Raw genomic sequence first — 13,203 nt, 5'->3', positions numbered from 1 at the left:
TTATTTATACTTTTTTAATAATTTAATTGATTGAAATGCTTTACAAATAGAGGATTTTTTATTTGTATATAGAATTAATATATATATGGGGAAGGAGGCGTTGGCTATGAGCCGATATTTTGAAAATGAGTTGATTGAACAAATCAAAGATGCTAATGATATCGTGTCAGTTGTATCCGAGCATGTAGCCTTAAAGAAACGCGGCAAGAACTATTGGGGTTGTTGTCCATTTCATAATGAAAAAACGCCATCCTTTAGTGTAGCCCCTGAAAAGGGTTTTTATTATTGCTTTGGGTGCCATGCATCAGGAAATGCTATTAAATTTCTTATGGAATTAGAGCATTTAACCTTTGTAGAAGCCCTAGAGCGGCTAGCTAATCGAGCTAATATTCCATTGCCAGAGGCGAAACTTTCACCTGAACAAAGAGCTAGAGATGAAAGACGCAAAAAACTGTATGAAGCTTCTGATTTAGCGGCTACCTTTTTCCATAACTGTCTCACTCAAACGTCTATTGGTAAAGTGGGATTAGATTATTTGAAAAAGCGAGGGCTCACACAAGAGACCATAGAAACATTTAAGCTTGGTTTTGCTCCTGATGGTTGGGATAAGTTATATCGTGCCTTTCATGAGCGTGGCATTGATGATTCCATTCTTTTAGAGTTGAATCTTGTCCGAAAGAATCAAAAGGGTCAATTTTATGATTTCTTCAGAAATAGAATTATGTTCCCCATTATGGATGGTAAAGGGCGAGTAGTTGCTTTTGGTGGGCGCGTTATGGATGATAGTACACCAAAATATTTAAACTCTCCAGAGTCATCAATCTTTGAAAAAGGTAAACTCTTATTTGCCTTTGATAAGGCCTATAAATCTATTCGTGAGGAAAAACAAGCTATTCTTGTAGAAGGCTATATGGATGTTATATCCGCTCATAATCATGGTGTTACTAATGTAGTCGCATCATTGGGGACTGCTTATACAAGAGATCATGGGCATATCTTGATGAGGCAAGCTGAAGAAATCGTGTTAGCTTATGATATGGATGGTGCTGGTCGTCAAGCGGCTGCTAGGGCTATTGAGTTATTGCAAAATACGGATTTTAAGGTGCGTGTCCTTGCTATGCCAGACGGCAAAGATCCAGATGATTATGTGCGTAATCATGGGGGACAGGCATTTAAGGAGTTAGTTGCTAAAGCTGTTAAACCTCTTGATTATCTATTAAGTGAGTCTTTGATTAAACACGATACAAATGATACAGAAGGGAAGCAGGCTGTTATGGCAGATGTTTTCCCATATATTGCAAATATAGATAGTCAAACACAGAGAGATGATGCTTTAAAAACATTGGCATTGCCATTATGGCTTGATAATAGTACTATTTTTAGATACTTTAGAGATTATGTGAAAAAAGGACAAATTGAATTAGTGGATACTGCATCAACACCTTTGCCAACACAGGATTTACCAAAGGGGGATGCGGAAAAATTATTGTCCTTAGCTTTCACAGATGGCGAAGTATTACAACATATGATGAGCTATTTGCCATTAGAGGACTTTGAAAAAATTGAATATCGAGGTATAATAGAAAAGCTATTCACCTTGTATAAGTCCGAAGGTCGTCTAGATGAAACTGCAATTCAATCTGTTTTATCTTCTCAAGAATACGATATTTACTCTAGGTTGGTCGTCATGAGTGACGATGAATACAAGGTACAAGTGCCTGCATTAATCCGTAAGATAAGGCTCCATTCATTGCGTGAACAGTATAAAGCGCATTCAATTATGGCGGATCAATTAAAACGAGCAGGAGATTCGACGTTTATTAGCGAATTACATAAGTGTCAGGAAATACAGAATTTAATTAGAGAATGGTCTAAGTAAATCATTAATGGTTAAAAAGGAGAGCGCTGTGGCTAAGAAAGTACAAAAAAGTCAAATAGAGGAGATTGTTGAGCAACTTCTTGAAAAAGGCCGTAAGAGCGGTGTGTTGACACAATCCGAGATTTCAGATGCTCTTCATGAGCAGACGGAAATTACTGCGGAACAATTAGATGATATTTATACGACTTTGGGTAAATTGAATGTTGAGATTGTGGCAGATATTGATGCTGATGATACAGATAGTCATACAATTGAAACGGATGAAGATGAAGACGAAGTTTCTAGCGAGAAGAAAATTTCTATCGATTTAAGTGTTGATTCTGGTGTTAATATTGATGACCCTGTACGAATGTACCTAAAAGAGATTGGTCGCGTACCATTGCTTTCAGCTGACGAAGAAATCGTATTAGCTAAGCAAATCGAAGCTGGTGCACAAGAGAATGCTACATATAAAGATATTCAACTTAGCAAAAAGGCTAAGAAAAAATTGGTAGATGCTAACTTGCGATTAGTTGTAAGTATCGCGAAACGTTATGTAGGTCGCGGTATGTTGTTCTTGGATCTAATCCAAGAAGGTAACCTAGGTCTGATTAAAGCGGTAGATAAATTCGATTATACTAAAGGTTATAAATTTTCGACGTATGCTACATGGTGGATTCGTCAAGCGATTACGCGTGCTATTGCAGACCAAGCTCGTACGATTCGTATTCCTGTACATATGGTAGAAACAATTAATAAATTGATTCGTATTTCTAGACAATTGTTGCAAGACAAAGGTCGTGAGCCATTGCCAGAAGAAATTGCTGAAGGTATGGGAATTACTGTAGAGCGGGTGCGTGAAATTCAGAAAATCGCCCAAGAGCCAGTATCCTTGGAAACTCCGATTGGTGAAGAGGAAGATTCCCATTTAGGGGACTTCATCGAGGACCAAGATGCAATTGCTCCAGACGATGCAGCTAGCTACATTTTATTGCAAGAGCAAATTGAAGATGTATTTACATGCTTAACTGATCGTGAGCAACAAGTATTGATTTTACGTTTTGGGTTGAAGGATGGTAAGCCTCGTACATTGGAAGAAGTTGGTCAACATTTCAATGTAACAAGAGAACGTATTCGTCAGATTGAAGGTAAAGCGCTTACTAAATTGCGCAACCGCGGTAAACGTGATAAAATCAAAGACTTCTTATAAGATTTTGAATCTCTTAAGGGTTGTAATGCAGTGTTGTATAGCACTGTATTACAACCCTTTTGTGTTATAATAAAAAATGGTAATATCTTACAATAAAAAGCATTTTATGATAAGACTTATGTAGTAGAGAAGGGTTTCATGTAATAGCGATAAGTCTTATGTAATAGATATAAGTTAAAAGCTTATGTGATGGATAGGAGATATAATGTTTACAGTTACTAAACGGTTAGAGGTGAGTGCATCTCATCAATTAAAACTAGATTATCCGAGTAAATGTCAAAATCTTCATGGGCATAACTGGATTATTACAGTTCATGCACGCTCTGAAGAGTTAGATCATAACGGGATGGTCATCGACTTTACGATTATTAAAGAAAAAATTCATGGTCGCTTGGATCATCGCCATATCAACGATGTACTAGGCGACATTAATCCCACTGCGGAGAATATGGCGAAATGGATCGCTGATGAATTGGGCCCAAAATGCTTTAAAGTAGAGGTTCAAGAATCTGAAGGGAACACAGCTATTTATGAACGTGATTGAGATTTTTGCCTCTATTGATGGGGAAGGTAGTCGGCAAGGTTTGCTGACTACATTTTTACGCCTCCATGATTGCAATATTCGCTGTTCCTATTGCGACACGACTTATAGCTACGGCATTGATAGTGTTTTCACAGAGATGACTATATGTGAGGTGGCGGATGTTATTGAAAGCTTAGGCAATCATCGCATTACTATTACTGGTGGGGAGCCTCTATTACAGGAAGCTGCTGTTGTAGAGTTAATTGATGAATTAACTCGTCGGAAGGCTTTAAAGATACAAACCAGTACATCAAGTCAAAGTGATTTGAATCCTATCAATGATGTAGATAAATTTGATAAACGAAAGATACCTAATATTAGCTATTATGATTTCAATATTGAAACAAATGGCACGATTATTCCAAGTTTTCATAGAGATAATGTGTGGTTTACCTATGATTATAAAACACCGTCCTCTTTAGCCGAAGAGTCTATGAATGTAGATATATTCAAGGTGGCTACAGAACGAGATCTCATAAAGTTTGTCGTTGGCTCCCCAGAAGATTTGGATTGTATGCGTCGCATAATTGAACAATATCCTACAGTGGCTCAAATATATGTATCGCCTGTATGGGGACAGATTGAGCCGGCATCGATTATCGATTATATGAAAGCATATAATTTACAGAATGTACGATTTCAACTGCAAATCCATAAATTTGTCTGGGATCCAGATGCAAAGGGTGTATAGTATTGTTAGGATGTGTAGTGTCAGTATCTTTTCTAATGCATAGTATGATATGAGGTCTGATGGAATCTTGATATAAAGGGGTAAATATGGATACAAAAAAAATAGAATCACTTATATATCAGTTGTTAGAAGCATTAGGTGAGGATCCTAATCGGGACGGTTTGTTAGAAACACCGAAACGGGTGGCTCAAATGATGGAAGAGGTATATGAAGGCATTCAGTATACAAATGCTGAAATTGCAGAAATGTATGGTAAAACCTTCGCTGTAGATACAAATCAAATGGTAGTAGTAAAGGATATTACTTGCTTCTCTCATTGTGAACATCATATGGCATTGATGTATGATATGAGTATCAGTATTGGGTACATTCCAAAAGGTCGTGTCATAGGTTTATCTAAGATTCCCCGCATAGCTGAAATGTGCTGCAAGCGTTTACAACTACAAGAAAAAATTGGTGAAGATATTGCGGAAATAATTTCTTTAGCGACAGGGTCTAATGATGTTATTGTGCACATTATATCGTCGCACAGCTGCATGAGTGCACGAGGCATTAAATCTACAGATAGCCAAACGACTACACTAACTACTAAAGGCGTATTTAACGAAGATCATATGATTCACCGTTTTATGCTAATGAAACAGTCTTAAGATTTGAGTTTCCTTGACTAAATGATAGTCTATTCGGTATAATTAATAAGCTAGAAACTAACTGAGGGCCTATAGCTCAGGGGTAGAGCAACCGGCTCATAACCGGTCGGTCCCTGGTTCGAACCCAGGTGGGCCCACCATTATGTTGATATCTACCGTCCTTGAGATTTCAAGGACGGTTATTTTTATATGTAGCTCATTTTGAGGTAACATAATAGAGATTATTTCAGAATAGTATTGTGTTTAGAGCTATATAAACGAGAACAAATAAGTAAGAAAATAATCAAGAATTAGTAATTAAGAATAAATGATTAGTAATAGTAGAGGAAGTTATGGAACCTAGACCTATGATGGACCGCCTAGAAGCGGTATTCTCAATCGTACCTAAGGCTCATGCCATTGCCGATATCGGTACCGATCACGGCTATTTAGCGGTAGAGCTCATCAATCGTCAACGCGCTGAATATGTCATTGCCGGGGATGTGCATAAAGGCCCATTAGAATCTGCAAGAGCATATATTGAGTCTTGTGGATTAGCCGCTAAAGTAGATTGTCGTTTAGGCGATGGTCTTAAAGTGACAGAAAAGGGCGAGTTGAACGGTGCTATTTGTTGTGGTATGGGTGGCTTCTTAATGCGAGATATTGTAGATGCAGGCCCAGAACCATTAGAGTTCTATGTACTACAACCACAGAATGGACAAAAAGAATTGCGTCAATACATGGTTCAGAAGAGATATGTTATCGTTTTAGAAATCATTGTAGAAGATGCTGGTAAGCTCTATACAGCGTTTTTAGCAGTACGCAATGATTGTGTAGAAGCTTATACAGGTATGACTGAATATATAGATGTTTATCAAGCGTTACCGGAAGATTCCTTGTTGTGGTCTGTAGGGGCTTTATTGGAACAAGATAGACCACCACTTTGGATGAAATATATAGAGTATTTAATATATCAACGACAATGTGCATTAGATGATATGACAGAGAAATTAAGTTATACTGATAAATATCAGGATTTAGAGCAGGAAGTTAATTTTCTTCGTAATCTTTTAGAGAATAAATAGAAAGAAGTGAGTTGTATGATAACAGTTCAACAAGTTATTACCTTGATGGAGCAATTAGCACCGCATTCGTATGCAGAGTCTTGGGATAATGTAGGTTTAATGGTGGGCGATCGGAATGTAGTTGTTACAGGTGTAGTGACTACGTTAGATGTAACAGAAGAAACCGTAGAATATGCTATTGAACAAAATTGTAATTTAATTGTTAGTCACCACCCATTAATCTTTAAAGGGTTGAAACAGATATCATGTGATACTGCTCAAGGGCGTACGATCAATAAGCTGATTCAACATAAAATTGCCGTATACAGTGCACATACAAATCTTGATATTGCACCAGGCGGTCTCAATGATATGTTGGCGAAACAATTGGGCCTCACAGATATTAAGGGCTTTATTAAAACTGGTGAAGAGGTGCTCTATAAGGTGACCACCTTTGTACCTGAAAGCTCGGCTGATGCGGTTCGTATGGCGATGGGCGATGCAGGGGCAGGCCGAATTGGTAATTATGAGTATTGTAGTTTCAGTATCCATGGTGAAGGGCGCTTTGTTGGTAATGAAGATTCTCATCCTGTCATTGGGTCAGCTGGTGCTTTGACAGTGGCTCCTGAGGTACAAGTAAATGCTATAGTCGATGGTACGCATTTAAGCGAAGTCGTAGCGGCTATGAAATCAGCTCATCCGTATGAAGAGGTGGCTTATGAGGTTTTAAATATAGTTGAGCCTACTAGTTCAACTCAATATCTAGGCCGGGTAGGTCGCTTGCCTAATGCATTAAACTTAGATTCTTTCCGTGAATGGGTACAAGAGGCGTTGCCTGATGCTAACATTCGTTTTGCTGGTATTGTGCCGAAAGCGATTCAATCCATTGCTCTATGCTCCGGAGCAGGTGCAGAATTTATTAAGGATGCTGCCCGATTACATATAGATGCCTATATTACAGGCGATGTGAAGTATCATGAGGCGCAAATGGCTAAGGAGTTGGGCTTACTCGTAGTTGATGCGGGGCATTTTGGAACTGAGTCTATAGTGGCACATGGTTTACGTGACTATTTAATCTCTGCAGGGCTTGCTGTTCCTGTGAAAGCTTTCACAGAACAAAATGATTTCTTCTTTGTGTAATGATGCATTTTCTTGCAACAAATTGTTAGCTATGATAAACTGAATTGAAGCAAGTATGAAAGACGGTTGCGAGTCTATAAGACTCGAGGAAAGTCCGAGCTCCATAGGGCAGGATGCCAGATAACGTCTGGCGAGGGTAACCTTAGGGAAAGTGCCATAGAAAAGGAAACCGCCACGTAAGTGGTAAGGGTGGAAAGGTGAGGTAAGAGCTCACCAGCAGTCTGGTAACAGGCTGGCTTGGTAAACCCCATCCGGAGCAAGACCGAATAGGGAAGGGTTAAGGGTGGTCCCGCCTACCTTCCGGGTTGTGTCGCTCGAGCGTGCAGGCGACTGTACGCCTAGAAAGATAATCGTCACCGCGCAAGTGGAACAGAACTCGGCTTATTGATTGCTTGCTTCTATATTTAACATATAATTGATAGTATATAAGATTGTAGATCTTTGTTAGGAGAACTTTATGGCAATTACAGCAATTACTAGTGTACAAGAATTTGATGAGAAAGTGCTTGGCGCTAAAGGTTTAGCTATTGTTGATTTTTGGGCTGGTTGGTGCGAACCTTGCACCGTTATGCGTCCAGAGATTGAAGACGTAGCAGAGCGTTTAAAAGGTCAAGTAGAATTCTTTAGTGTTGATGCAGAAGATAAAAATCTTCGAGGTATTTTGTTAAAAGAAGATGTTGATGGTATTCCATCCTTAGTATTCTTCCGAGATGGTAAAATGCTTGATTCCCTTGTGGGTTATAAAAAAGCAGATATCCTTGAGTCTCTAATAAAGGAAGTTATCTAATTAATTAATAACTAGAAATTCGTAGAAAATAAATAACATGAGGCTGTATATAAGAAAAGTTAATTTCTTATATACAGCTTTTTTGTTAAATTTTATAGTTTTCAAAAATGTTAAGTGATATAATAAAATAGTAAAAATATGATTGTCATCATGCTGGTTGAACTTCGTCAAACTGATAGAGTGAGCTCATAAAAATGATTTCTGTCATAAACGTTGTAGTTTATTAAGTAATATAATTATATTGCGCAAAGTTGTTGTAAGGAGGCTATATTCCATGAAGAATCGTATAAATAGTTTGTGGACACTCTTCCAAGAACGCCGTTTGAGTCGACGCACATTTATGAAATCCTGTGTAGCACTCACTGCTATTTTAGGTTTACCTCCAACGATGTTAGACACCGTTGTTAAGGCTGCCGAAACAACTGAATTACCTACGGTGATTTGGTTGCATGGCCATGAATGTACTGGTTGTAGTGAATCTTTTATCCGTTCATCCTCTCCCTTTACTTCTGATGTTATTTTGAACATGATTTCTCTTGAATATGATGATACTTTGGCGGCAGCGTCTGGTGCACCACTAGAGGAACATTTAGAAAAAATCATCAAAGAAAAAGCCGGTAAATATATCTTGGCTGTTGAAGGTGGCGTACCACTTGATGAAGATGGTGTTTATTGCACAGTAGGTGGACGTACATTTAAAGAATCCCTATTAGAAGCAGCTAAAGGAGCTGCATCAATCATAGAATATGGTTCTTGTGCTTCTTGGGGCGGTATACAGGCTGCAAAACCAAATCCAACAAATACAGTTTCTGTATCTTCCGTTGTATCTGGTAAGCCAATTATCAAGGTTCCTGGCTGCCCTCCAATTCCGGAGGTTATGACTGGTGTAATCATGCACTATGCATTATTTGGTCAAATTCCACCTCTTGATGCGCAAGGCCGTCCTAAACAATTTTATGGCAATCGTATTCACGACACATGCTACCGTCGTGCCTTCTTTGACTCTGGACTCTTCGTTGAAAAATTCGACGACGATGCATCTAAATCTGGTTGGTGCTTGTATAAGGTAGGTTGTCGTGGGCCTCAAACATATAATTCTTGCGGTAATCTGCGTTGGTGGAATGGTTTATCCTATCCAATTCAATCCGGTCACGGCTGTATTGGTTGCTCTGAAAAGGGCTTTTGGGATAATGATGTGTTCTACAAACGATTACCAGATATTCCATTGGCTAATACCATCACAACTGCTGATACAATCGGTACAGTAGCTGCCGTTGGTGCCACTGCAGCGGTTATCGTTCATGGTGCAGCAACTCTTACGCGTAATAAAATTCTTGATATGAAAGAAGAAAAACGCTTAAAAGAACAAGGCTTATGGGATGAAAAGAAACATAATAATGGAGGAGGTCACTAATGAAACGCGTAGTAGTAGATCCGATTTCCCGTATTGAAGGTCATTTACGGGTTGAAATAAAAGTTGATGAAGCGAGTGGTAAAGTAGAGGACGCATTGTCTTCTGGTACTGCTTGGCGCGGTATCGAACTTGTTGCTAAAGATCGCGATCCTCGTGACCTTTGGGCGTTCGTACAACGGATTTGTGGTGTATGTACTACAACACATGCGTTGGCAGCATTACGTGCGGTAGAGGATGCAATTGGAATTACAATTCCTAAAAATGCAAACTATATACGTAATATCATGCATAGTAGTCTAGATGTGCATGATCATATCGTGCATTTCTATCACTTACATGCGCTTGATTGGGTTAGTCCGGTAGCAGCTCTTAGTGCAGATCCTGCTAAAACCGCTCAATTACAAAATGATGTATTAGCAACTTATAATGTGAGCGGTTTAGCACCTGCGGAAACGGCATCAAAAGACTCTGCCTATCCTAAAGAGTTTCCTAAGGCTACTACAGCATACTTTACGGCTGTACAACAAAAGGTTAAGAAAATAGTTGAATCAGGCCAATTGGGGATTTTCTCCGCTCAATGGTGGGATCATCCTGATTATAACTTGTTACCTCCAGAAGTTCATTTGATGGCCGTATCTCATTATTTGAACATTCTTGATCGTCAACGGGATATTGTAATTCCTCATGTTGTATTTGGTGGCAAAAACCCTCATCCTCATTACATCGTAGGTGGCATGCCATGCTCTATTTCTATGAATGATATGAATGCCCCTATTAATACGCAACGCCTTGCTGCTGTAGAGCAATCTATTGCATTGACTAAAGACTTAGTTGATAATTTCTACGTGCCAGATCTATTAGCTATCGGTAAAATATATGTAGAAAAAGGTATGATCGATGGTGGTGGCCTTGCGAAGAAACGCGTTATGTCCTATGGCGATTATCCTGATGATACGTACACCGGTATTTCTAATGGTGACTATCATAAGAAATGTATTGTTCGTTCCAATGGTGTTGTTGAGAACTTTGCATTAGGTGTAGATAAAGCAACATTCATCCCATTAGAAGGTAAAGATTTCATGGATCCTCAATACCTTAGTGAAGAGGTTGATCATTCCTGGTTTACATATCCAGATGGAACAAAAACACTTCATCCTATTGAAGGTGTTACTGATCCTAAATTTACAGGTCCTAAATCTGGTACAAAAGAAAAATGGGAATTCCTTGATGAAGATAAAAAATATTCTTGGATTAAATCTCCAACTTTCAAAGGGAAAACTGCAGAGGTTGGTCCATTAGCAAAATATATTGTTGTGTATACAAAGGTAAAACAAGGCATAATCAAAGACCCAACTTGGGCTGAATCTATGATTGTTCGTCAAATTGATACAGTATCACAAGTATTGGGTGTACCAGCTCATGTATGGATGACTACTATGGTGGGACGTACGGCATGTCGTGGCCTTGATGCACAAGTAGCGGCAAATATTAGCCAATACTTCTTTAACAAACTTGTATCTAATATTAAAAATGGTGATACTACAGTAGCGGATATGACTAAGTTTGAACCAAATACATGGGATAAAGATGCTAAAGGTGTTGGTCTTGTAGATGCGCCTCGTGGTGGTTTGGGGCACTGGATACATATTAAAGATGGACGCTCTGCAAACTATCAATGTATCGTACCATCTACATGGAATGCATGCCCTAAAACTGCAGCTAATGAACATGGTGCCTATGAAGATTCCATGATTGATACACATGTAAAAATTGCGGATAAACCACTTGAAATTTTGAAGGTAATTCACTCCTTTGATCCATGCCTGGCATGTGCAACCCATTTATACAATAAAAAAGGCGAAAAAATTGTTTCCGTCAATACAGATGCATTGTGTAAATAAAGGGTGGTGGACTTATGTTAATACATACTGACAAAAAGGCGTATGTCGTATTTAGTCTATGGCTGCGCATATTCCACTGGACTATGGTGCTAAGCGTAACTGCATTATTTTGGACAGGTCTATATATCGGTGATCCCGGATTTGCAGCTATCACAGGTAATCCAGAGCCAACTTTTGCTATTGATGGCTGGTTCTCTATGGAAACTATGCGTCGTATCCATTTCACTGCAGGGGTTATCTTAACATTCTCCTTTATTTTCCGATTTGCAGGAGCTCTTTGGAATCGAGGAGATAGATTATTACCTAAATTCCGCCAAAAACGGTATTGGTACGGTCTTAAAGAAACAACATTGCACTATTTAATGATTCCTCAAAAACATGAACATCATTGGCTTCGTAATTCTTTAGCTAGAACTGCGTATATGATGGTATACATTATGTTTTTCTTTGAAATCTTAACGGGTTTTGCAATGTATTCTATGATTGACCCTAATGGTGTTTTAGGAACTTTATTTGCACCAGTAGTCACATTATTTGGTGGTGAATATAAAGTTCATGTTATCCATCACTACATTGCGTGGGGATTCTTGTTCTTTACTATTGTTCACGTGTATATGGCATTCCGAGAAGATGTTATGGAGGAATCCGGCGAAGTATCGGCTATGGTTTCCGGTATGAAATATTACGCTCATGATCCAATTGATATTGAAGACCTCAATGGTAAACGTCGTCGTGGGGAACGTATTGATAAACCATCTGGTACTACATATCGTCCAAGTGATCCTAATGATCCTAGAGAAAGAGAATTACAAGAAAATGACTAAAACAAGTACTGATATTATTAGTGGCTTGGAACAATACGCGGACTCAAAGGGTCCGCGTATTGATTTAAACAGCCTTTATGATGATGGAGACAATGAAATTATCCTACTTGGAGTCGGCAATATTTTGCTTACCGATGAGGGATTAGGTGTTCATGTAGTAAAAGAATTGAAAGAATCTTTCACATTTACGCCTGCGATTTCCATTATTGACGGTGGCACTATGGGAATGGAATTACTTACGTATATGCGTGGTATGAAGAAAATCCTTCTTGTAGACGCTATTAATGGCGGAGATGCTCCAGGAACTATATATGAATTTCCTCATAAGGAATTAGAACAATATTTTACGGAACATATTTCTGTACATGAAGTAGGAATGCAAGATATTTTACGTATCCGTGCTATTCAAGAGGATCCATTAGAAGATGCAGTGGTTATCGGTGTAGAGCCGGAATCATTGGAAATTGGTTTTGAACCTAGCGAGCCGGTACAATGCGCCTTGCCTGAGGTTAAGAAGCGTGTTTTGAATGTACTACGAGAATGGGGCGTAGTAGCTGAGCCTAAAGCACAAAGTGAAAATTTCATATAGTATATAGATAGCTTATAGAATGTAAAGATAGTCTCTGTATAGGAGTATTTATGATTGAAAATTATGGTAATGTTCGCGCCGTTTTAAATGAGTTGCGTTTGGCTCTAAAGAATTTGCGTGAAACTGGTGAGACATATTCGATTTATATTGAAAAAACGGGTTTAACAGAGGAAGAACAAGTTGAAGTATTAGAAACACTTGGACGCGGTCATATTACGATTAACTTTAATGAAACTGATCAACCTGTAGAATGGTATGAATCACAATTTTCTGGAATCTGGATTGGGACTTATAAAAATGGTCGTGATGACTCAATTTTACATACCGTAGAGGTCGCTAAGTATCCAGTTGTAGCTGGTGCTTATATAGAGGATATGGAACTGGCGGAGGAAGATTTACAATCTTGGATTGATGCTGCTGGATTATAGTAAAGGAGACCCTTAACGGGTCTCCTTTTTTATGAAAAATAGATGAAAATAGATATTTCCGGTAAATTTGTGATAAAAATACATA

The 13,203-nt window shown here is 38.6% G+C and carries 13 protein-coding genes, 1 tRNA gene and 1 other RNA gene; all 15 read left to right on the top strand.

The window, feature by feature from the left end; translation table 11 throughout:
* The first annotated feature begins 106 nt into the window (after positions 1-106).
* The 15 genes from dnaG to E7K77_RS02920 all read left to right on the top strand — a co-directional run bounded on the left by dnaG (position 107) and on the right by E7K77_RS02920 (position 13,118).
* A complete protein-coding gene (gene dnaG, locus E7K77_RS02990; protein WP_004698524.1) occupies positions 107-1,879 on the top strand; it encodes a DNA primase in 1,773 nt (590 codons plus the stop codon).
* Between the two features lie 28 nt (positions 1,880-1,907).
* The gene (gene rpoD / locus E7K77_RS02985; RefSeq protein ID WP_325306047.1) at positions 1,908-3,068 is read left to right on the top strand and encodes an RNA polymerase sigma factor RpoD; all 1,161 of its coding nucleotides are present in this window, start codon (positions 1,908-1,910) and stop codon (positions 3,066-3,068) included.
* A 205-nt stretch (positions 3,069-3,273) separates the two neighbouring features.
* Positions 3,274-3,612, top strand: a complete 339-nt coding sequence (queD, locus tag E7K77_RS02980) for a 6-carboxytetrahydropterin synthase QueD (RefSeq protein WP_004696395.1) — start codon at positions 3,274-3,276, stop codon at positions 3,610-3,612.
* Positions 3,599-4,342 carry a 4Fe-4S cluster-binding domain-containing protein gene (locus tag E7K77_RS02975; protein ID WP_195394651.1) on the top strand — a complete coding sequence of 248 codons (744 nt, stop codon included), beginning with the start codon at positions 3,599-3,601 and terminating at the stop codon, positions 4,340-4,342. Before queD ends, E7K77_RS02975 begins: the two co-directional genes overlap by 14 nt.
* Positions 4,343-4,428: 86 nt before the next feature.
* On the top strand, positions 4,429-4,992 hold the full coding sequence (gene folE, locus E7K77_RS02970; protein ID WP_325306046.1) for a GTP cyclohydrolase I: 564 nt from the start codon (positions 4,429-4,431) through the stop codon (positions 4,990-4,992).
* Between the two features lie 65 nt (positions 4,993-5,057).
* Positions 5,058-5,132 (top strand) — tRNA-Ile (locus E7K77_RS02965).
* A gap of 192 nt (positions 5,133-5,324) precedes the next feature.
* Positions 5,325-6,056, top strand: a complete 732-nt coding sequence (locus E7K77_RS02960; RefSeq protein WP_195394652.1) for a tRNA (adenine(22)-N(1))-methyltransferase — start codon at positions 5,325-5,327, stop codon at positions 6,054-6,056.
* Positions 6,057-6,071: 15 nt separating this feature from the next.
* On the top strand, positions 6,072-7,175 hold the full coding sequence (locus E7K77_RS02955; protein WP_325306045.1) for a Nif3-like dinuclear metal center hexameric protein: 1,104 nt from the start codon (positions 6,072-6,074) through the stop codon (positions 7,173-7,175).
* Between the two features lie 49 nt (positions 7,176-7,224).
* Positions 7,225-7,575: RNase P RNA component class A (gene rnpB / locus E7K77_RS02950), an RNA gene on the top strand.
* A gap of 57 nt (positions 7,576-7,632) precedes the next feature.
* A complete protein-coding gene (locus E7K77_RS02945; RefSeq protein WP_021148325.1) occupies positions 7,633-7,962 on the top strand; it encodes a thioredoxin family protein in 330 nt (109 codons plus the stop codon).
* A gap of 274 nt (positions 7,963-8,236) precedes the next feature.
* Positions 8,237-9,376, top strand: coding sequence for a hydrogenase small subunit (locus E7K77_RS02940; protein ID WP_021148324.1), 1,140 nt, complete (start codon positions 8,237-8,239; stop codon positions 9,374-9,376).
* Positions 9,376-11,277, top strand: coding sequence for a nickel-dependent hydrogenase large subunit (locus tag E7K77_RS02935; protein WP_004698603.1), 1,902 nt, complete (start codon positions 9,376-9,378; stop codon positions 11,275-11,277). The genes E7K77_RS02940 and E7K77_RS02935 overlap by 1 nt, the downstream gene beginning before the upstream one ends.
* Before the next feature lie 14 nt (positions 11,278-11,291).
* On the top strand, positions 11,292-12,101 hold the full coding sequence (gene cybH / locus E7K77_RS02930) for a Ni/Fe-hydrogenase, b-type cytochrome subunit (protein ID WP_038125462.1): 810 nt from the start codon (positions 11,292-11,294) through the stop codon (positions 12,099-12,101).
* Positions 12,094-12,690 carry a HyaD/HybD family hydrogenase maturation endopeptidase gene (locus E7K77_RS02925; RefSeq protein WP_038125459.1) on the top strand — a complete coding sequence of 199 codons (597 nt, stop codon included), beginning with the start codon at positions 12,094-12,096 and terminating at the stop codon, positions 12,688-12,690. The genes cybH and E7K77_RS02925 overlap by 8 nt, the downstream gene beginning before the upstream one ends.
* A gap of 50 nt (positions 12,691-12,740) precedes the next feature.
* Positions 12,741-13,118 carry a hydrogenase expression/formation C-terminal domain-containing protein gene (locus tag E7K77_RS02920; RefSeq protein ID WP_008714244.1) on the top strand — a complete coding sequence of 126 codons (378 nt, stop codon included), beginning with the start codon at positions 12,741-12,743 and terminating at the stop codon, positions 13,116-13,118.
* Positions 13,119-13,203: the final 85 nt, after the last annotated feature.

The sequence above is a fragment of the Veillonella parvula genome, from assembly GCF_032577575.1.
In the GTDB taxonomy this organism is placed as follows: Bacteria; Bacillota; Negativicutes; order Veillonellales; family Veillonellaceae; genus Veillonella.
This window is presented reverse-complemented; position numbering and strand designations above follow the sequence as displayed.